Here is an 18,419-nt window from a genome sequence, read left to right on the forward strand (position 1 = left end):
GTGCGCAGTCCGCGTGCGCGCATGCGCACGGGTACGTATGATCTCGGCCGTCACACGGACGGACGAGTCTAAACAAAGAAGGAGAGACCTCTTGGAAGGTCCTGAAATCACTGCCGCCGAGGCCGTTCTCGACAACGGCCGCTTCGGCACCCGCACTGTCCGCTTCGAAACCGGTCGTCTCGCTCAGCAGGCGCAGGGTTCGGTCGCGGCTTATCTCGACGGAGAGACGATGATCCTCTCCGCAACCAGCGCCGGCAAGCACCCGCGCGAAGGCTTCGACTTCTTCCCGCTGACCGTCGACGTGGAAGAGCGTTCGTACGCGGCAGGAAAGATCCCCGGCTCGTTCTTCCGTCGTGAGGGTCGTCCCTCGACAGAGGCGATCCTGGTCTGCCGTCTGATCGACCGTCCGCTGCGCCCGTCGTTCGTCGACGGCCTGCGCAACGAGGTCCAGGTCGTCATCACCGTGCTGTCGATCGCTCCGGGCGAGTACTACGACGCACTGGCGATCAACGCGGCTTCCGCATCGACGCAGATCTCGGGTCTGCCGTTCTCCGGTCCGATCGCAGGCGTCCGCCTCGCGCTCATCCCTGGCCAGGGCGAGCACGCTGACCAGTGGGTCGCGTTCCCGAACGAGGCGCAGGTCGCAGAGGCCGTCTTCGACCTCATGGTCGCCGGTCGCGTGGTCAAGAAGTCCGACGGCTCCGAAGACGTCGCGATCATGATGGTCGAGGCCGAGGCGACCGAGAACAGCTGGAACCTCATCAAGGGCGGCGCAGTCAAGCCGAACGAAGAGGTCGTCGCGGGTGGCCTCGAGGCCGCCAAGCCGTTCCTCAAGCAGCTCGTCGAGGCGCAGGCCGATATGGCTTCGCACTCCTCGAAGGCGCCTGGCGTCTACCCGGTCTTCCCGGCATACGAGCAGGGCACCTACGACTTCATCGCCGCATCCGCGACGGCCGACCTCGAGAAGGTCTACCAGATCGCTGACAAGCAGGAGCGTCAGAGCGCCGATGACGCGGTCAAGGACCGCGTCAAGGCCGAGGTGGCTGCGGCCATCGAGGCGGGCACGCTGCCGGAGTCCGCTGCCGGCGAGGTGTCCGGCGCCTACAAGTCGGTCACCAAGGGCATCGTCCGCGGTCGCGTCCTGGCAGAGGGCGTCCGCATGGACGGTCGTGGCCTGGCCGACATCCGCCCGCTGGACGCCGAGGTGCAGGTCATCCCGCGCGTGCACGGTTCGGCGATCTTCCAGCGCGGCGAGACCCAGATCATGGGCGTCACCACGCTGAACATGCTCAAGATGGAGCAGCAGATCGACTCGCTGTCCCCGACGACGAGCAAGCGCTACATGCACCACTACAACTTCCCGCCCTACTCGACCGGTGAGACCGGTCGTGTCGGTTCGCCGAAGCGTCGCGAGATCGGGCACGGCTTCCTGGCCGAGCGCGCGCTCGTTCCGGTTCTGCCGAGCCGCGAGGAGTTCCCTTACGCGATCCGTCAGGTGTCCGAGGCTCTCGGCTCCAACGGCTCGACGTCGATGGGCTCTGTCTGCGCCTCCACCCTGTCGCTGCTGAACGCGGGTGTGCCGTTGCGCGCAGCCGTCGCCGGCATCGCCATGGGTCTCGTCTCCGACGAGGTGAATGGCGAGACCCGTTACGCGGCTCTGACCGACATCCTCGGTGCGGAAGACGCGCTCGGCGACATGGACTTCAAGGTCGCAGGCACCAGCGAGTTCATCACCGCGATCCAGCTCGACACGAAGCTCGACGGGCTCCCGTCCGACGTTCTCACCGGCGCGCTGACGCAGGCCCGCGATGCACGTCTGACGATCCTCGGTGTTCTGAACGCCGCGATCGACGCTCCTGACGAGATGGCGCCCACCGCGCCCCGCGTCATCAGCGTGCAGATCCCGGTCGACAAGATCGGCGAGCTGATCGGCCCGAAGGGCAAGACGATCAACGCGATCCAGGACGAGACCGGCGCGCAGATCTCCATCGAGGAGGACGGCACCGTCTACATCGGCGCGACCGATGGCCCCTCGGCCGAGGCGGCCCGTGCCCAGGTGAACGCGATCGCCAACCCCACCAACCCGGAGGTCGGCGAGCAGTTCCTCGGCACCGTGGTGAAGATCGCCTCGTTCGGCGCCTTCATCTCGCTGCTGCCCGGCAAGGACGGCCTGCTGCACGTCACCGAGGTGCGCAAGCTCGCCGGTGGCAAGCGCGTCGAGAACGTCGAGGACGTCCTCTCTGTCGGTCAGAAGCTCCTCGTGAAGATCACGAAGATCGACGACCGCGGCAAGCTGTCGCTCGAGCCGGTGCTCGACGACGCTCCCGCCGAGGAGGCCGCGCAGGCGGAGACCACCGAGGCGTAAACCCCGGCACGTCGGCCCGGGTTCCGTTCCGCGCGAGCGGAATCCGGGCCTTCGTCGTACCTGTCGTGATCGAAACGTTATGGGAAGTTCGCCGCACGTTATCGGCAATGGTCGGCGAGTTCGCCTGAGTCGCTTACCCTCGAAGTACGCACCGGGAGTGCACGCGGGGGTGGTGAAGGATGCGATTGTTCAGCGCAGGAGCAGCTGATCAGCCCGCACACGCCCAGGTTGCCGCCGAGCACCCTTCGGCACCGATCCCCGTCGTCGGCCCTGGCGTGGGGGAGCGTATCCGGGTTCCGCTCGGTGAGACGGAGTTCTCCAGCTTCCCGCTGATGCTGGGGGCTGCGGAGTTCGGCTGGAACGTCGATCTCGAGACCAGCCACGCGATCCTGGACCGGTACGTCGAGTTCGGCGGGAACGCGATCCACACCGCCGACGGCTTCTCCGGGGGCCGCAGCGAGCACATCATCGGCCAGTGGCTGCGATCGCGCGGACTGCGCGACGGCACCATTCTCAGCGTGCGGATCGGATCGCACGCCGACAATCCCGGCCTCGGCTCCGTCAACCTCGTGCGGGCCGTCGAAGGATCGCTCACCCGGCTGGACGTCGACCGGATCGATGTGCTCTACCTGGACGCCACGCTGGACAGGGCGACGAACCTCGAGGACACGCTCGCCACCGTCGAGTGGCTGCGCGACGCCGGCAAGATCGGCGCCGTCGGCGCCTTCGGCTTCGCGCCTGAGCGTCTGGTCGAGGCGCGGATCCTCGCATCCGCCGGGTACCCGCGAATCGAAGTGCTCGATGAGCCGTACAACCTCATCCGCCGCGACCGCTTCGAGGGCGACCTGCGTCTCGTCGCCGGAGCTCAGAACCTGGCGGTGACCCCTTCGCACGCGCTCGAGCACGGATTCCTGTCCGGGCGCCACCGCAGCAAGGCTCTCGTGTCCCGCGGCGTGCGCGGCGATCAGCTGCGGGGTCACCTGAACCGTCGTGGCACCCGCATCCTCCGCGCGCTCGACCAGGTCGCCGCAGAGGTCGACGCGCCGATCGCCGCAGTGTCCATGGCATGGCTGCTCGCACAGCGCACGGTCGTGGCTCCGATCGTGAACAGCTTCGCCATCCAGCACGTCGATGAGCTGATGCAGGGCGCCGGCGTTTCGCTCTCGCGGACCCAGGTCCTGGAACTCACGCGCGCCGGAGCCTGAGCTCTGCCGGTAGGGTGGAATCGCCCCAGTGAAGGCTGGCGACGAAGCGAGCGGGTTGTGACGCACTACATATATCTGGTCAGACATGGTGAACATCAGGATGCCGAGCACGGCGTCGACGACGGACCCCTCTCTCCCAGGGGGCAGCGACAAGCGGAACTCATCGCTGACCGGCTCTCCGGACTCCCGCTCGATGCGATCTGGCATTCTCCGCTGCTGAGGGCCACGGAGACCGCGCGGGCGATCGCCGAACGGCTTCCCTCGGTCACGCCCGTGCCCAGGGCGTTGTTGTTCGACTGCGTGCCGACCGGCATGACCGATGAGACACCGGTCGTTTATGAGCCGTTCTTCGGATCCTTGACCGACGCGGAAGTCGACGCGGGGCGCGCACAGATGGCCGACGCGGTCAACGAGTTCCTGGTGCGCAAGCAGGGCGATGTGCACGAAGTGCTGATCACGCACAACTTCGTGATCGCCTGGTTCGTGCGAGAGGTGCTGGGTGCTCCGGAATGGCGCTGGATGACGCTCAATCAGGCCCACTGCGGACTGACGGTCATCGCCCAGAAGCAGGGCAGGCCGTGGACGCTGATCAATCACAACGAACTGAGCCACCTTCCGGTGGAGCTGCGTACCGGCCTGCCGGACGCGATGCCGGTGTGACCGCAAATAGACTGGACGCATGACCAAGCAGGTGGCACTCGTCGGCGGGTCCGGCAAGCTCGGAACGATCATCGCGCACGTGATCGACGAGCTCGAAGGGTTCGAAGTCACTCGGCTGCTGACATCGTCGAGCACGCTGAGCGAACTGGACGGAGTCGATCTGGTCGTGGACGCCTCGACGCCGCAGGTGAGCGTGGATGTCGTGCGCGCCGCCGTCGAGCGCGGCATCAACGTTCTCGTCGGCACCTCCGGCTGGTCCGCCGAGCGGATCGCGCTGATGCGCCCGCTCGTCGAAGCCGCAGGCACCGGCGCCGTGTTCATCCCGAACTTCTCGCTCGGCTCTGTACTGGGCTCCGCGCTGGCCGCGGCCGCCGCCCCGTTCTTCTCCTCGGCGGAGATCGTCGAGGCGCACCGCGACACCAAGGTCGACTCGCCGAGCGGCACGGCGGTGCGCACCGCCGAGCTCATCGCAGCCGCGCGCACCGAGCAGGGTCCTGTGAGCGCGCCGCACGCCGATCAGCGCGCGCGGGGTCAGCAGGTCGCGAGCGTCCCGGTGCACTCGCTGCGCCGCCCCGGCGTCATCGCACGTCAGGACGTCATCCTCTCCGGCCCCGGCGAAACCCTCACGATCACCCATGACACGGTGGAGTCGGCGAAGGCCTACGCGCCCGGCATCCGCCTCGCCGTTCCTTTCGCGGCAGCCGCGCAGGGAGTCGTGGTGGGACTGGAGAACATGATCGACATCGGGATCCAGGCGCGCGCATGATGGCCCGCGCCGGGGTGATCGTCGTCGGGCTCTGCCTGATCCTGTACTTCGTCCTCACCGGACAGTGGGCGTATCTCTACGTGACCAGCGGTGAGGCCATCGGGATCGCCATGGGTGCGGCTCTCATCGTGTTGCCGCTGATCGGGGCATGGGCCCTCGTTCGCGAGATCGAGTTCGGCATTCAGGCGGACCGTCTCGGCACGAAGCTGGATGCCGAGGGCGGCATGCCAACCGCGGAGGCCGAACTCACCCCGAGCGGCCGGCTCGCCAAGACGGATGCCGAGCCGCTTGTGCAGCGCTACACGGCCGAGGCCGATGCCGCCGGCGACGACTGGCGGGCACGCTACCGGCTCGGTGTGGTGCAGGATGCCGCGGGGCGCCGTAAAGACGCTCGCGCCAGCATCCGCGACGCGATCCGGCTCGCGAAGAACGCGAGCTGATCGCGTCTCAGGCGAGCGTCGCCTCGAGTGTGATGTCGATCCCGGACAGCGCCTGTGAGACCGGGCAGCCGGTCTTCGCGCCCTCGGCGATCTCCTGGAACTGCTCAGGGGTGAGGCCGGGCACGGACGCGTTCACGTTCAGGTGGCTGCCGGTGATGCCGACGCCCGGCTTGAAGGTCACCGATGCGGTCGTGTTGACGCGCTCAGGCGGGGTGCCGTTGTCGGCCAGGGCGTTCGAGAGCGCCATGCTGAAGCACGACGAGTGCGCGGCGGCGATGAGCTCCTCCGGTGTCGTGGTCGTGTCAGAGCCTTCGCTGCGCGCTTTCCAGTTGATCGGGAACGTGCCGAGGTTCGAAGAGGAGAAGGCGACGTTGCCCGACCCCTCCATCAGAGAACCGTTCCAGGTGGTGGTGGCTTCGCTGGTGACGGGCATGATTCCTCCAGAGTCGTGGCGGGGTGTGCGGCCAGCCTATCGACCCGGGTGCGTGTGGGGAACCGTCCGCTCAGGCGGCACGTGGCGCCTTGCCGACGAGACCGGCGCGCTGCAGCAGGAGGTAGATCTGGCAGCCGAGGCAGAACGCGAAGGCGGCGTTCAGGAACGCGGCGATGAAGGCCGCACCGGCGGCGATCGGCAGCGCCAGTGGAAGTCCGGCGAGGTGCAGTGCAAGCCCGATGACGACCACGGCGAGGCCGACGCCCTGGGCGAACCGCGGGGGACGCGGATCCTCGAGCTCGGTCCGCGCCGGCAGGCGGGGGCGCACGAAACGACGGAAGACGACGCCCCACGGTGCGGTCCGCGGCGACACGACGCCCCACAGGAACAGCAGCGCGATGACGAGGAGCAGCAAGAAGCCGGGGTCGAGGGCGCGCTGCGCGATCGACGCCTGCGTGATCGCCCAGATTCCGCCCGGCACGAAGGTGGCATCGGCGAGAGGCTGATAGGCGAACCACCCGAAGGCCGCCGCATCCTGCGCCGTCGACAGTCCGACGAGGCCCAGCACGACGGCTGCGAGCAGCAGCACGGAGGTGATGGTCGCCGCGAAGCGCGGGCCGCGCGGATCGATTCCTGCGGGAGGGGTCATGATTGCTCCTGGAAGGTCAATACAGTGTCTACGGCATCCTCGATCGAACGCCGATCGGGCACGCCTCCCCACCGGGAGAGGACAGCGCCGGAGGCGTCGATGAGGAACGTCGTCGGTGTCCAGCACGTGATATCGGGTCGCGAGATCGCCGCGGTTCGTGAGATCGACCTCGACGAGCGGGATGCCGCGGTCGGTCGCGATGTCGCCGAGCAGCCGCCGCACCTGCGGGCACCGCGCGCAGAACTCGGTGCTGAACTGCACCAGTGCGGCGGATGCGACAACCGCACCCGGTAGGTCCGTCGGCCGCACGCGCACAGCGCCGCCGGAGCGCCGGCGACCGTCCTGCGTCCGCAGCAGGACTCCTGCCACGACGGCGAGCAGCACGATTCCACCGGCGATCAGCATGGCGGTGGAGACGGGCATCTTCGCAGGATAGAGCGAGCTCCTCCTGTGCGGATCGGATATGACAGCGGATGACGGCGAAGCATCCGCCTCGACACGACGCAGGCCGGGTATCGTGTCAGGCATGAGCGCAGCCGTCCCCACGCCGTACGAAGATCTGCTCCGCGACGTGCTGGAGCACGGCACGCACAAGGATGACCGCACCGGCACAGGGACGACCAGCGTCTTCGGCCGTCAGATCCGGTTCGACCTGTCGCAGGGGTTCCCGCTCATCACCACGAAGCGCGTGCACTTCAAATCGATCGCCTACGAGCTGCTCTGGTTCCTGCGCGGCGATTCCAACGTCGCCTGGCTGCAGGACAACGGCGTCACGATCTGGGACGAGTGGGCCGACGCCGACGGCGACCTCGGCCCGGTCTACGGCGTGCAGTGGCGGTCGTGGCCGACGCCGGATGGCGGTCACATCGATCAGCTCGCGCAGGTCATCGAGCAGATCAGGGCGACCCCGGATTCGCGACGTCTGATCGTCTCGGCCTGGAACCCCGCTGACATCCCCGACATGGCGCTCGCCCCCTGCCACGCCCTGTTCCAGTTCTACGTCGCCGACGGCCGGCTGTCGTGCCAGCTCTATCAGCGCAGCGCCGACATGTTCCTCGGAGTGCCGTTCAACATCGCCAGCTACGCACTGCTGACGATGATGATCGCGCAGCAGGCCGGGCTCGAGCCCGGCGACTTCGTCTGGACCGGCGGCGACTGCCATGTGTACGACAACCACGTCGAGCAGGTGCGCGAGCAGCTGAACCGCGATCCCTACCCGTACCCGACGCTGCGATTCGCGAGGAAGCCGGAGTCGATCTTCGACTACGAGTTCTCGGACTTCGTCGTCGAGGGCTACCGGCACCACCCGGCGATCCGCGCGGCGGTGGCGGTATGACCTGGGTGGGGTTGATCTGGGCTGAGGCCGCCGGCGGCGTCATCGGCGCCGAAGGCGGGATGCCGTGGCACGTGCCGGAGGATCTCGCGCACTTCAAGGACATCACCGTCACCGCGCCGGTCGTGATGGGCCGGAAGACCTGGGACTCGCTGCCGGAGCGCTTCCGTCCGCTCCCGGGCCGCGAGAACATCGTCATCACGCGGCAGCAGGACTGGGAAGCAGCGGGGGCGCGGCGCGCCGCGGACCTGTCCGGCGCCGTCCGCGGGCTCGAGAAGGTGTGGATCATCGGCGGAGCCGAGATCTTCGCGCAGGTGATCGGAGGGGCCGATCGGCTCGAGGTCACCGAGCTCGACCTCGACGTCGCAGGCGACGCCTACGCGCCGTCGAAGGAGGGCTGGCGGCTCGTCGACGAAGGGGAGTGGCAGACGTCCCGCTCGGGCATCCGCTACCGGTTCCTCGGGTACGAGCGCTGATGCCGACCGCGCTGATCACGGGGGCGAGTGCGGGTCTCGGCGAGGAGTTCGCCCGTCAGCTCGCCGCACGAGGAGCCGACCTGGTGCTGGTCGCGCGGTCGGCCGAACGGCTCGACGCGCTGGCCGTCGGACTGCGAGACGCACACGGCGTCTCAGTCGAGGTGCTCGCCGCGGATCTCGTCACAGAAGACGGCGTGGCGCGTGTGATCGCACGGGTCGCCGATCAGGAGCATCCGATCGGCCTCCTGGTCAACAATGCGGGGTTCGGGTTGCCGCTGCACTTCGCCGATAACGACATCGACGACGAGGTGCAGCACCTGCGCATCCACGTCGAGGCGCCGATGCGGCTCATGCACGCGGCGCTGGGCAGCATGCGCGGACGCGGCGGACGGATCATCAACGTGGCATCCGTCGCCGGGTTCATCTCCCGCTCGACGTACTCCGCGTGCAAGCAGTGGCTGATCGGCTTCAGCCGGTGGGCGAATGCCGAGTACGCGAAGGACGGCGTCAGCGTCACCGCGGTGTGCCCCGGCTTCACCCACACCACGTTCCACGAGCGGATGGGCCTCGCACCAGGCCGCGAGGGGATCCCCGCGATCGGGTGGCTGAATGCACCGGACGTCGTGCGAGAGGGCCTGCGGGATGCCGCGCGCGGCAAGGCCGTCTCCGTCCCCTCGCTGCGCTACAAGGCGGTCGTCGCGCTGACGAAGGTGCTCCCCTCATCGCTCACCGCACGCGCAGCGCAGCGCGGAAGGGTCTGACCTCCGGTCGAGAGGGCAGTCCGACACGGTGTTCCGCGTCCGGACCGTGCCGAATCGCCCTCTCGTCGCCGAATCAGGCGAATCGCCCCAGGTGGATGCCGGCATAGGCCAGTGCCGCGACCGTCTCACCGTCACGGATACGGCCGTCGGCGACCATCCCGAGCGCATCTGAGAGCGGTACCCACGAGACCTCCTCGATCCCCTCGTCATCGTGCGCGGCACTTTGGTGGGCCTTACTCAGGCCCCGGGCGAGGAACACGTGCTCGGGCGCGATCGTGACGCCGTTGAGCGCGTTCATCGTGCCGATCTCCGTCCACTCCTCAGCGCGCATGCCGGTCTCCTCGAGCAGCTCGCGCTGCGCCGCGACCAGCGGATCCTCGCCGTCGCTGCCGCCCGCCGGCACCTCGACCGAGCGTCCGACGGTGTATCGATCGAGCGTGATGAGGCACACCCGGTCCTCCGCATCGAGCGCGACCACGAACACCGCTGCGTTGCGCAGAGTGACGACGCCGTAGATGCCGTCGCCGGCGGGTCCGGTCACGGCGTCCTCCCGCACTGAGATCCACGGGTTCTCGTAGACGACCCGCGAATCGTTGGTCTGCCATGTCATGGAGGCGAGCCTATCCGGGGCGATCCGGCAGGGGCGAAACCGATACGCTTGGAGGATGACACACTCGGGCAACCCCTTCGGACAGGTACTCGTCGCGCTCGTCACTCCGATGACGGCCGACGGCGAAGTCGACTGGGCCGCCACAGAGAAGCACATCGATGACGTCATCACCGCAGGAGCGGACGGCATCGTCGTCACCGGTACGACGGGGGAGACCTCCACTCTCACCGACCCCGAGAAGCTCAAGCTCGTCGAGGTCGGCAAGTCGGTCTCGGCCGGGCGAGCCAGGATCATCACCGGCGGCGGCTCCAACGAGACCGCGCATGCCATCGAGTTGTACAAGGCCAGCGAGAAGGCCGGCGCCGACGGCATCATGATCGTCACGCCGTACTACAACAAGCCGACGCAGGCCGGCATCCTCACGCACTTCCGCCTCGTCGCCGACGCGACCGATCTGCCCGTGATCCTCTACGACATCCCGGGCCGGACCGGAGTGCCGATCAAGTACGAGACGATCCTGCGCCTGGCGAAGCACCCGAACATCCTCGCGGTGAAGGACGCCAAGGGCGACTTCAGCGAGGTCAGCCGCGTGCTGAACCAGACCGACCTGATGTACTTCTCCGGCGACGACGCGAATGTCCTCCCTCACCTGTCGATCGGTGCCTCCGGTCTCATCGGCGTGACCGCGAACATCACCGCGACGCCGTACCGCACGATCGTGGATGCCGTCAACCGCGGCGACCTCGCCACGGCCACCGCCGAGCACAAACGCCTCGAGCCGCTGGTGCGGGCCACCATGACACACGTGCCCGGAACCGTGTCGGCGAAGTACATCCTGCACGGCCTGGGCCGCATCTCAAGCCCCCGCGTCCGCCTTCCCCTGGTGGGCCCGGAGGAGTGGGAGGCCGCGCTCATCGAAGACGAGCTCGCGCTAGTCACGGACGTGCCCGGTGCCGATTTCTCGAACTTCCGCCCCGACCGCAACGCGGCCGCGGGCGGTGCGCTGCCGAAGGTGCACGGCACGACGCGCTGAGACGACGGGCGCAGAGTGCGCCCACTGCAATACGGACACGGAGCGTGTCCGACTGAGGAGACATCAATGTCCATTCCCATCGCCGCCCCTGAACCGCTCGCAGCGGGAACCCTCCGCGTCGTCCCGCTCGGCGGTCTCGGCGAGGTCGGCCGAAACATGACGACCTTCGAGTTCGACGGAAAGATACTCATCGTCGACTGCGGCGTTCTGTTCCCCGAGGACCATCAGCCAGGCGTCGATCTGATCCTGCCGGACTTCGAGCCCATCAAGGACCGCCTCGACGACATCGTCGGCGTCGTGCTGACGCACGGCCACGAGGACCACATCGGGGCGGTTCCGTACCTGCTGCGCCTCAAGAGCGACATCCCCCTGATCGGATCGGGACTCACGCTGGCGCTGGTCGAGGCCAAGCTCAAGGAGCACCGCATCAAGCCCTTCACCCTCACGGTGACGGAGGGACAGCACGAGAAGGTCGGACCGTTCGACCTGGAGTTCGTGGCAGTGAACCACTCGATTCCCGACGCACTCGCCGTCGCGATCCGCACCCCGGCGGGGCTCGTCCTCGCCACCGGTGACTTCAAGATGGACCAGCTGCCGCTGGACGGCCGCATCACCGACCTGCGCGCCTTCTCTCGCCTCGGCGAAGAGGGGGTCGACCTGTTCCTCGTCGACTCCACCAACGCCGACGTCCCTGGCTTCACCCCCACGGAGCGCTCGATCGGCCCGGTGCTCGATCAGGTGATCGCGAAGGCGAAGCGCCGCGTGATCGTGGCGAGCTTCTCCAGCCACGTGCATCGGGTGCAGCAGGTGTTGGATGCCGCGCACGAGAACGGCCGCCGTGTGGCGCTGCTCGGCCGCAGCATGGTTCGCAATATGGGGATCGCCGCCGATCTCGGCTACCTGAAGGTGCCGGAGAACGTGCTGATCGACTACAAGAAGGCCAAGGACATCCCCGACGACGAGATCGTCTACATGTCGACCGGATCGCAGGGCGAGCCGATGGCCGTGCTCAGCCGCATGGCCAACCTCGACCACGCCATCGAGCCGGGGGAGGGCGACACGGTCATCCTCGCCTCGAGTCTCATCCCAGGCAACGAGAACGCCGTGTACCGCGTGATCGACGGCCTCACCAAGCTCGGTGCGAACGTCGTGCACAAGGCCAACGCGCGCGTTCACGTGTCCGGCCACGCGGCCGCCGGCGAGCTGCTGTACTGCTACAACATCCTGAAGCCGAAGAATGTCCTGCCCGTGCACGGCGAGTACCGGCATCTGATGGCGAACGCGAAGCTGGCGCAGGAGACCGGCATCCCGGCGGAGAACACGTTCCTCGCCTCGAACGGCACGATCCTCGACCTCAAGGACGGCCAGGCGCGCGTCGCCGGCCAGTACGACATCGGATTCGTGTATGTCGACGGCTCGACCGTGGGCGAGATCACGGACGCCGATCTCAAGGATCGCCGCATCCTGGGCGAGGAGGGATTCGTCTCGATCATCGTCGTAGTGGATGCCGCGACCGGCCGGATCATCACCGGACCCGAGATCCACGCACGAGGGATCGCTGAGGATGACTCGGTGTTCGACGACGTGGTGCCCAAGATCGTCACTGCGCTCAAGGAGGCGTCCGGCAACGGCGTCCGCGACACGCATGCGCTCTCGCAGGTCGTGCGCCGCACGATCGGCCGCTGGGTGAACCAGAAGCTGCGTCGCCGTCCGATGATCGTCCCGCTCGTCATCGAGGCCTGAATCGACCCGAAAGCCGCGTCATTACGGGGCGCTGTCGGCGGCCGAACGTAGTCTGTGAGTATGGCCAGGAGCACCACGAAGACCTCGCGCGCGTCCGAGAAGACGTCCTCGCGTGCCAAGGCGCAGACGGCCCCCACGAAGAAGATCCCGGCGGCGCCGAAGAAGTACATCGACGAGGTCGACAGGCCTCCGCTCGTGGCGCGTGCCTGGACAGGACTCGCGCACGGCGTCGGCGGCCTGTTCCGGGCGTTCGGCCCCGAGGCGCTCGAGAAGGACCAGCGGCGCGACGGATTCCCGTTCCTGCTCGTGATCCTCGCGTGCCTCGGCGCAGTCGACGAGTGGTTCTTCATCGGCAACGAGGTCGCGCAGAACATCAGCGCCTACACCGTAGGCGGTCTCATCGGCCGCACGGCGTTCCTCATGCCCGTGCTGCTGCTGATCCTCGCCGGCTGGCTGTTCCGGCATCCCTCATCCGTGCACGACAACGGGCGCATCGGCATCGGCTTCGGACTGTTCGTCGTCTCGATCGCCGGCATCTGCCATGTCGCGGGCGGCCAGCCCGAGCCGAATCAGGGCATGCCGGCGCTCAGCGCCGCGGGCGGGCTCTTCGGCTGGATGCTGGGGGAGCCGCTGTCGTACCTCACCGATGTGGTGGCCTACATCGTGCTCGTGTTGCTGGCTGTGCTGAGCATCCTGATCATCACCAAGACGCCGCCGAACAAGATCGGTCCGCGTCTGGGTGACCTGTACGCGTGGATGTTCGGCGCAGAGCGCAGCAAGCCCGAGTCGCAGCCGGCCGCAGAGGACGCCGAGGAGGAGTCCGACGATTCGCTGCCGTGGTGGCGGCGCAACAAGACCGGTCGCGAAGAGGATCCCGACGAAGGGATCGGCTCCCAGGATCTCACCGAGCTTCTCGCCCCGACGGACGATGTTCCCGACAACACCGCCTACGACCAGGCGGTCATCCTCGCCGACCCGTCGGATGCTGCGACCGAGGTCCTCACCGATGTCGAGGGCGTCATGGCCGGTCTCGCAGGTCGCGGCAGCACGGCGCTCATGGACGACTCCGGCGACACAGGCGAGCAGCCCGAACTGCCAGGGCTGTCCGGCTTCGGCACCGACGGTCCCGGCGATCGCGGCCTGCAGGCGCCCAGCACGCCCTATGTGCTTCCCTCCACTGCCGTCCTCCGCGAGGGGCCGCCGCCGGTCATCCGTTCCGACGCCACGGATCGGGTCATCGAACAGATCACGGGCGTATTCACGCAGTTCAAGGTCGATGCGAAGGTTACCGGCTTCTCACGCGGTCCGACGGTGACCCAGTACGAGGTCGAAGTCGGCCACGGCGTCAAGGTCGAGAAGATCACGCAGCTGAGCAACAACATCGCCTATGCGGTGGCATCCAACGATGTGCGCATCCTCTCGCCGATCCCCGGCAAGAGCGCGATCGGCATCGAAATCCCGAACGCCGACAAGGAGATGGTCGCGCTCGGCGACGTGCTGCGTTCGCCCGCAGCCCAGAAGAGCACCCACCCGATGACGATCGGTGTCGGAAAGGACGTCGGCGGCAACATCGTCGTCGCGAACCTCGCGAAGATGCCGCACCTGCTGGTGGCGGGTTCGACCGGATCCGGTAAGTCGAGCTTCGTGAACTCCATGATCACGAGCCTGCTGATGCGTGCCCGTCCAGCAGATGTGCGCATGGTCCTGATCGACCCGAAGCGCGTCGAGCTCACCAGCTACGCCGGCGTCCCGCACCTGATCACCCCTATCATCACCAACCCGAAGAAGGCCGCGGAGGCCCTGCAGTGGGTGGTGAAGGAGATGGACATGCGGTACGACGACCTGGCGTCGTTCGGATTCCGTCACATCGACGACTTCAACAAGGCCGTGCGCGCCGGCGAGGTCGAGGTGCCGGTCGGCAGCGAGCGCGTGCTCAAGCCGTATCCGTACCTCCTCGTGGTCGTGGACGAGCTCGCCGACCTCATGATGGTCGCGCCACGAGACGTCGAGGATTCGATCGTCCGCATCACGCAGCTGGCCCGAGCGTCCGGCATTCACCTCGTGCTGGCCACGCAGCGCCCGAGCGTCGACGTCGTCACCGGACTCATCAAGGCCAACGTGCCCTCGCGCCTCGCGTTCGCGGTCACGAGCGTCACCGACAGCCGCGTCATCCTCGACGCACCCGGTGCCGACAAGCTGATCGGCCAGGGTGACGCCCTGTTCTCGCCGATGGGCACGTCCAAGCCGTTCCGACTGCAGGGTGCATGGGTCGAGGAGAGCGAGATCGACGCCGTCGTCAAGCACGTCACGGCGCAGGCCCGCCCCGAGTACCGCGCCGACGTGCAGGAGGCGATGGATCCGGCGAAGAAGAAGGAAGTCGACGAGGACATCGGCGACGACCTCGAGGTGCTGCTCGCGGCCGCCGAGCTCGTCGTGTCGTCGCAGTTCGGGTCGACCTCGATGCTGCAGCGCAAGCTGCGCGTCGGGTTCGCCAAGGCGGGTCGGCTGATGGACCTCCTCGAATCCCGCGAGATCGTCGGGCCCTCCGAGGGATCCAAGGCGCGTGACGTGCTGGTGACGGCCGAACAGCTGCCGGCCGTGATGGCGAAGCTCCGCGGCGAGGACGCTCCGTCCGCCCCGGCGGCGGCAGCCCCGGCAGCAGCGGCTCCGGCGTCCGTCGACTACGGACGCGATCCGATCGAGGCGCAGTTCGAGGGGATGCCGGTCGTCGACGAGGGTGAGGGCGATGAAGACGCCTGGGGCCTGACGGGTCGCGACTGATGGCCATCCCGCGGCAGCTGCCGAACGCGATCACGATCGCCAGGATCCCGCTCGCCGTCGTGTTCTTCGTGCTGCTCCTGCTGGGCGGTTCCTACGGGCTGGACGACCTCGTCATCCGCTGGGTCGCCGGCGTGCTGTTCGTCGTCGCGATCTCCACCGACTGGGTGGACGGCTACCTGGCCCGCAGATACGACATCGTGAGCGACTTCGGCAAGCTCTGGGATCCGATCGCCGACAAGCTGCTCACCGGCGCCGGCTTCGTCGGGCTGGCGATCCTCGGTGAATGGCCTTGGTGGATCGTCATCGTCATCCTCATCCGCGAGTGGGGCATCACGGTGCACCGCTTCATGGTCGCGAACACGCACATCGTCGCTGCGGCGTGGATGGGCAAGCTCAAGACGGCGTTCCAGGGCGTCGCGCTCGGCTGGTGGCTGCTGCCGCTGCACCAGTTGATCGGGATGGAATGGTGGACGGGCATCGGGATCGTGCTGATGTACGCGACCGTCGTGCTCACGCTCGCCAGCGGGATCGACTATGTCATCTCACAGGTGCGCGGATCGCGGACGGCCCGGTGAGCAGCGACGCCGCACGCCTCGTCGCGGAGCTCACCGCCCGCGGCTGGACGCTCGGCGTCGCCGAGTCGCTCACCGGCGGCGCACTGGCCGCCGAGATCGTCTCCGTCCCCGGGGCATCTGCGACGCTGCTCGGCGGGGTCGTCGCGTACGCGACCCCCTTGAAGGCGACGCTGCTGGGGGTGGATGCCGTGCTCCTCGCAGAGCACGGCCCGGTGCATGCCGAGGTCGCCGCGCAGATGGCTTCAGGGGTGCGCGCCGCCGTGCAGGTGGACGGCCGGGTCGCTGACATGGGTATCTCGACGACGGGGCTAGCCGGTCCGGATTCACCCGACGGACAGCCGGTGGGCACCGTGCACATCGGCATCTCGACACAGGATGAGGTGCGCACGCGCGTGTTCCGCTTCGAGGGGGACAGGGCGTCGGTGCGTGCGCAGTCCGTGAGCGCGGCGATCATCGCGGCGCTGGAGGCCGCGGGGGAATAGCGGATGCTCCGTCAGCGTTGTCGAAGATGTGTCATTCTCAACGAAAGCACAGCGTGAAACGGTAGCGTTTTCAGCAGCGAGTCGGGTTAGACTGGCGATCCGTTCGGAGATGGCTCCGATCTGGGGAATGGAGAGGAGGTTCCGATGATTCTTGTTCGACAGGAAATCGGCGATGTGCTGAGGGACTTCCGCCTGCAGAAGGGCCGTACGCTCCGGCAGGTCGCGAGCAAGGCTTCGGTCGCGCTCGGATACCTCAGCGAAGTCGAACGTGGCCAGAAGGAAGCCTCCAGCGAGATCCTCGCCTCGGTCGCCGAGGCTCTCGACGTCCCCATCTCCATGATCATGCGCGAAGTCGGTGATCGGATCTCAGTCCTCGAGGGCATCCAGGTCTTCCCCGACGTGGTCCCCGACGATCTGGTGGCTTCGGTCGAGCCAGAGCTGTCGCTGCACTGACGCGACTGAGGATTCAGCACGACGATGCGGCGCAGTGAGTTCCTTCGCGCGGTCGAAGATGAGTTCGGCGCGCGCGCTGTCGCGCTGATGACCGACCTGGTGCTCGGTGCGGTCGGAAACCGGACGGCCTCCGAAGCGCTGGATGCCGGTGTGCCGCCGCGCGAGATCTGGCTGGCGCTGTGCGACGAGAACGATGTTCCGCAGGCGCGACGCTACGGTGTCGGGCGCTTGGAGCCGCGACGCGGCTGAGTCCTTCTCTCCTCCGATCTCGGCGTGTCGTCGAAGATCTGTTCGAAGTGCGCGTATCGTTCTGCACAAGTGGTTTCGACGTGCTGTATTCCACCGTTCATGGCATTTCCGACGCGATGTCGGTGGTCCCTCCTACGGTGAACACAGGCCGAGAAGCCATACGCCTTGTCGGAGAGTCCACCCCAGCCGGGGCGGCCGCGACAGCCTACAGGCGGCACCACGCGAACACATGAGGAGCACGTCATGCCAACACCCGCAGACCGCGAGAAGTCTCTGGAATCAGCTCTCGCCCAGATCGATCGCCAGTTCGGGAAGGGCTCGGTCATGCGACTGGGCAGCGACGAGCGTGCGCCTGTCGCAGTCATCCCGACCGGTTCCATCGCCCTTGACGTCGCCCTCGGCGTCGGCGGCCTTCCGCGTGGCCGCATCGTGGAGATCTACGGTCCGGAGTCGTCGGGTAAGACGACGCTGACCCTGCACGCGATCGCCAACGCCCAGCGCGCCGGCGGCATCGCCGCGTTCATCGATGCGGAGCACGCGCTCGACCCCGAGTACGCGAAGAAGCTCGGCGTCGACATCGACGCGCTTCTGGTCTCGCAGCCCGACACCGGTGAGCAGGCACTCGAGATCGCCGACATGCTCGTCCGCTCCGGCGCGATCGACCTCATCGTCATCGACTCCGTGGCGGCGCTCGTGCCGCGTGCGGAGATCGAGGGCGAGATGGGCGACTCACACGTCGGTCTGCAGGCCCGCCTCATGTCGCAGGCGCTGCGCAAGCTCACCGGTGGGCTCAACCAGACCAACACCACCATGATCTTCATCAACCAGCTGCGCGAGAAGATCGGTGTGTTCTTCGGCTCGCCCGAGACCACCGCCGGTGGAAAGGCGCTGAAATTCTACGCGTCCGTCCGCATGGACATCCGTCGTATCGAGACCCTCAAGGACGGCACGGACGCAGTCGGAAACCGCACTCGCGTCAAGGTGGTCAAGAACAAGATGGCGCCGCCGTTCAAGCAGGCCGAGTTCGACATCCTCTACGGCGTGGGAATCTCCCGTGAGGGAAGCCTGATCGACTTCGGCGTCGAGCACGCCATCGTCAAGAAGTCGGGCTCGTGGTACACCTACGACGGTGACCAGCTCGGGCAGGGCAAGGAGAACGCCCGCAACTTCCTGATCGCCAACCCCGACATCGCGCTGACGATCGAGACGCAGATCAAGCAGAAGCTCGGCATCGGCGGTGCCGCGGCTCCCGAGGCCGTGCCGGCTGCGGACGAGCTCGCGCAGCGCCGCCCGGCCTGATGTCTCAGGTTCATGACGGGGGCGAGGATCGCCTCGCCCCCGTCATCCCGCTCTTCGGCGGCAAGATGACGCGAGCGTCCGAGATCACGCCCGCACCCGAGCCACC

At 67.5% G+C, this 18,419-nt stretch carries 19 protein-coding genes; 16 read left to right on the forward strand and 3 right to left on the reverse strand.

Features of this window, described 5'->3' with window-relative positions; all coding sequences use genetic code 11:
• Positions 1–91 precede the first annotated feature (91 nt).
• From IM776_RS06925 to IM776_RS06945, 5 genes are all read left to right on the forward strand, one after another.
• Positions 92–2,365 (forward strand): polyribonucleotide nucleotidyltransferase, encoded by a 2,274-nt coding sequence (locus IM776_RS06925; RefSeq protein WP_194422252.1) that lies wholly within the window; start codon positions 92–94, stop codon positions 2,363–2,365.
• A 179-nt stretch (positions 2,366–2,544) separates the two neighbouring features.
• A complete protein-coding gene (locus IM776_RS06930; RefSeq protein ID WP_194422253.1) occupies positions 2,545–3,570 on the forward strand; it encodes an aldo/keto reductase in 1,026 nt (341 codons plus the stop codon).
• Between the two features lie 57 nt (positions 3,571–3,627).
• Positions 3,628–4,230 carry a histidine phosphatase family protein gene (locus IM776_RS06935; RefSeq protein WP_194422254.1) on the forward strand — a complete coding sequence of 201 codons (603 nt, stop codon included), beginning with the start codon at positions 3,628–3,630 and terminating at the stop codon, positions 4,228–4,230.
• Between the two features lie 19 nt (positions 4,231–4,249).
• On the forward strand, positions 4,250–4,996 hold the full coding sequence (gene dapB / locus IM776_RS06940) for a 4-hydroxy-tetrahydrodipicolinate reductase (protein ID WP_194422255.1): 747 nt from the start codon (positions 4,250–4,252) through the stop codon (positions 4,994–4,996).
• Positions 4,993–5,436 carry a hypothetical protein gene (locus tag IM776_RS06945; protein WP_228479959.1) on the forward strand — a complete coding sequence of 148 codons (444 nt, stop codon included), beginning with the start codon at positions 4,993–4,995 and terminating at the stop codon, positions 5,434–5,436. The genes dapB and IM776_RS06945 overlap by 4 nt, the downstream gene beginning before the upstream one ends.
• 7 nt (positions 5,437–5,443) lie before the next feature.
• On the opposite strand, the gene IM776_RS06950 is transcribed toward IM776_RS06945, so the two are convergent.
• Both IM776_RS06950 and IM776_RS06955 read right to left on the reverse strand, forming a co-directional pair.
• Positions 5,444–5,869, reverse strand: a complete 426-nt coding sequence (locus tag IM776_RS06950) for an OsmC family peroxiredoxin (protein WP_194422256.1) — start codon at positions 5,867–5,869, stop codon at positions 5,444–5,446.
• A gap of 70 nt (positions 5,870–5,939) precedes the next feature.
• Entirely contained in the window at positions 5,940–6,518 is a 579-nt protein-coding gene (locus IM776_RS06955) for a DUF4395 domain-containing protein (RefSeq protein ID WP_194422543.1), read from the reverse strand.
• Between the two features lie 526 nt (positions 6,519–7,044).
• Between IM776_RS06955 and IM776_RS06960 the strand changes: the two genes are divergently transcribed.
• From IM776_RS06960 to IM776_RS06970, 3 genes are read left to right on the forward strand one after another with little or no spacing between them, the layout of a single operon-like run.
• On the forward strand, positions 7,045–7,854 hold the full coding sequence (locus IM776_RS06960; protein ID WP_194422257.1) for a thymidylate synthase: 810 nt from the start codon (positions 7,045–7,047) through the stop codon (positions 7,852–7,854).
• Positions 7,851–8,327, forward strand: coding sequence for a dihydrofolate reductase (locus IM776_RS06965; protein WP_194422258.1), 477 nt, complete (start codon positions 7,851–7,853; stop codon positions 8,325–8,327). The genes IM776_RS06960 and IM776_RS06965 overlap by 4 nt, the downstream gene beginning before the upstream one ends.
• Positions 8,327–9,088 (forward strand): SDR family NAD(P)-dependent oxidoreductase, encoded by a 762-nt coding sequence (locus IM776_RS06970; RefSeq protein WP_194422259.1) that lies wholly within the window; start codon positions 8,327–8,329, stop codon positions 9,086–9,088. The genes IM776_RS06965 and IM776_RS06970 overlap by 1 nt, the downstream gene beginning before the upstream one ends.
• A 73-nt stretch (positions 9,089–9,161) precedes the next feature.
• On the opposite strand, the gene IM776_RS06975 is transcribed toward IM776_RS06970, so the two are convergent.
• Positions 9,162–9,698, reverse strand: coding sequence for an NUDIX domain-containing protein (locus IM776_RS06975; protein WP_194422260.1), 537 nt, complete (start codon positions 9,696–9,698; stop codon positions 9,162–9,164).
• A gap of 55 nt (positions 9,699–9,753) precedes the next feature.
• Between IM776_RS06975 and dapA the strand changes: the two genes are divergently transcribed.
• From dapA to recA, 8 genes are all read left to right on the forward strand, one after another.
• Positions 9,754–10,731, forward strand: a complete 978-nt coding sequence (gene dapA, locus IM776_RS06980; RefSeq protein WP_194422261.1) for a 4-hydroxy-tetrahydrodipicolinate synthase — start codon at positions 9,754–9,756, stop codon at positions 10,729–10,731.
• 66 nt (positions 10,732–10,797) lie between these two features.
• Complete coding sequence (locus IM776_RS06985; protein WP_194422262.1) at positions 10,798–12,474, forward strand: ribonuclease J; 1,677 nt, start codon at positions 10,798–10,800, stop codon at positions 12,472–12,474.
• 60 nt (positions 12,475–12,534) lie between these two features.
• Positions 12,535–15,255, forward strand: coding sequence for an FtsK/SpoIIIE family DNA translocase (locus tag IM776_RS06990; protein WP_194422263.1), 2,721 nt, complete (start codon positions 12,535–12,537; stop codon positions 15,253–15,255).
• Positions 15,255–15,830, forward strand: coding sequence for a CDP-diacylglycerol--glycerol-3-phosphate 3-phosphatidyltransferase (gene pgsA, locus IM776_RS06995; protein WP_194422264.1), 576 nt, complete (start codon positions 15,255–15,257; stop codon positions 15,828–15,830). The genes IM776_RS06990 and pgsA overlap by 1 nt, the downstream gene beginning before the upstream one ends.
• Positions 15,827–16,312 (forward strand): CinA family protein, encoded by a 486-nt coding sequence (locus IM776_RS07000; protein ID WP_228479960.1) that lies wholly within the window; start codon positions 15,827–15,829, stop codon positions 16,310–16,312. Before pgsA ends, IM776_RS07000 begins: the two co-directional genes overlap by 4 nt.
• 144 nt (positions 16,313–16,456) lie before the next feature.
• Complete coding sequence (locus tag IM776_RS07005; protein WP_194422266.1) at positions 16,457–16,765, forward strand: helix-turn-helix domain-containing protein; 309 nt, start codon at positions 16,457–16,459, stop codon at positions 16,763–16,765.
• 24 nt (positions 16,766–16,789) lie between these two features.
• Entirely contained in the window at positions 16,790–17,014 is a 225-nt protein-coding gene (locus tag IM776_RS07010; protein ID WP_194422267.1) for a DUF3046 domain-containing protein, read from the forward strand.
• Between the two features lie 243 nt (positions 17,015–17,257).
• Entirely contained in the window at positions 17,258–18,313 is a 1,056-nt protein-coding gene (recA, locus tag IM776_RS07015; RefSeq protein WP_194422268.1) for a recombinase RecA, read from the forward strand.
• Positions 18,314–18,419 lie beyond the last annotated feature (106 nt).

This window comes from Microbacterium abyssi, from assembly GCF_015277895.1.
GTDB classification, from domain to species: domain Bacteria; phylum Actinomycetota; class Actinomycetes; order Actinomycetales; family Microbacteriaceae; genus Microbacterium; species Microbacterium abyssi.